This is a genomic window from Moorena sp. SIO4A1, assembly GCF_010672065.1.
In the GTDB taxonomy this organism is placed as follows: domain Bacteria; phylum Cyanobacteriota; class Cyanobacteriia; order Cyanobacteriales; family Coleofasciculaceae; genus Moorena.
The window spans coordinates 1-1,432 of sequence record NZ_JAAHHX010000726.1; the positions used below are offsets into that span (position 1 = coordinate 1).

At 37.5% G+C, this 1,432-nt stretch carries 1 protein-coding gene and 1 pseudogene; one reads left to right on the plus strand and one right to left on the minus strand.

Features of this window, described 5'->3' with window-relative positions; genetic code table 11:
* Positions 1-107 precede the first annotated feature (107 nt).
* On the plus strand, positions 108-395 hold the full coding sequence (locus F6K53_RS42340; RefSeq protein WP_293030485.1) for a transposase: 288 nt from the start codon (positions 108-110) through the stop codon (positions 393-395).
* 348 nt (positions 396-743) lie between these two features.
* On the opposite strand, the pseudogene F6K53_RS42345 reads toward F6K53_RS42340, so the two are convergent.
* Positions 744-1,300: pseudogene (locus F6K53_RS42345) on the minus strand (IS4 family transposase); the annotation flags it as partial.
* Positions 1,301-1,432 lie beyond the last annotated feature (132 nt).

Below are 1,432 nucleotides of genomic sequence, written 5' to 3' on the forward strand. Positions count from 1 at the left end.
TGGCAAATCCAACGGTTAACCGCAACATCCGCTCTGGGACAACCTTGAACACTGACTGGCTATCATACCTATACTCCCTGTAGTTTGTCAAGTACGATTTATACCAAATTAGATGCGATTACCCTGCAATAATCAGTGCACTTTCCTACCAAGCAATCTTAGGTACTATGACCTTAAATGGTTCGATGAATCCTCAAGGTTTTCTAACTTATAGAAAACCAGTTTTAGCACCATCATTATGGCCTGGCGCTGTGGTAATTATGGATAATTTTCCCACCCATAAAAACCAAAAAGTTGTAGAAATATTATCTACAGTTGGAGCTAGCGTTTTCTTTTTACCTCCTTATTCTACCGATTTTAATCCGAGGGAAAAATTTTGGTTTATTTTGAAATAATATTTACGTTCATTAGTCCCGATGACTAGAGATGAGTTAGAAAAAGGTCTAGTTGATTGTTGTGATTATTTGACTAAAGAACAAATTAAAAAACTTTTTTATTATTGTTGTTATTGTAACTAAGTTAAGTGCAAACCGCTATATGTTACCATTATGTCCTAACTATCCCTTTTTTGGCTATATAAGTAATCTAGCCCTTAGACCTCGTTGATAATACTTTCGTGTCTTGATGCAGTCGCTCATGGGGGAAACCACGGCAGTTGCTCATGGGGGGAACCCCCAAGACCGCACTGCCTCCCCAAGACCGCGCTGCATCGCTTATTAGGATGCGCGTCTCATTAATTCGGTTACTAATTCTAGACAAACATCTTTGAAGTTAACCCAGGTTTGACCATATAAACCAACGTAAAAACTGCTATGTCTTCTCTCCAATCGGCCAGATTATTTTACACGAACCACATAGTTTTGGATTCCTTTACGTTTAATGTTATGACCTTGAATAGTTGCAGAAGTATAAGCTATAGTCATCAATAAAACTAGATAAATAAAGCGTTTACCTTCAACGTTAGTCTTTTCTAAATTATAACCACCTGTCTTAAAATCTCTAAACATTTCCATGCCTCGCTTCGCTCGCCAGGCTTCGCCAACGAATCAAATCTTTGTTTGTAAGCTGAAATAGCCGAATTTAAGCTATCCAAATTTGTCAAAATAAACCATCCTTCTTTTGGGGCTACTCCGTTAAGTTTACGTTTCCATTTAGCGGCAACATTAAAACTTATAAAACCACGATTATTCGTGACTTTAATTCCTTTAATAAATAAAGACACTCCAGGTACTAGACCTAAATCATTTAATTTAATCCAACTATTTTTTTGATATTCAACTAACTCATTCTTTTTTAAACGCAAACGGCTTTGTTGCATGAATGATGAAGGGGTCAAAATGCTCCCCCTCTCAGGAGCAGTTTTAAGCATTATGGGCATAGCTATCAGGCATACCCAAATGGGTCATAGGATTGAGGGCAGCACAAGCAAGTA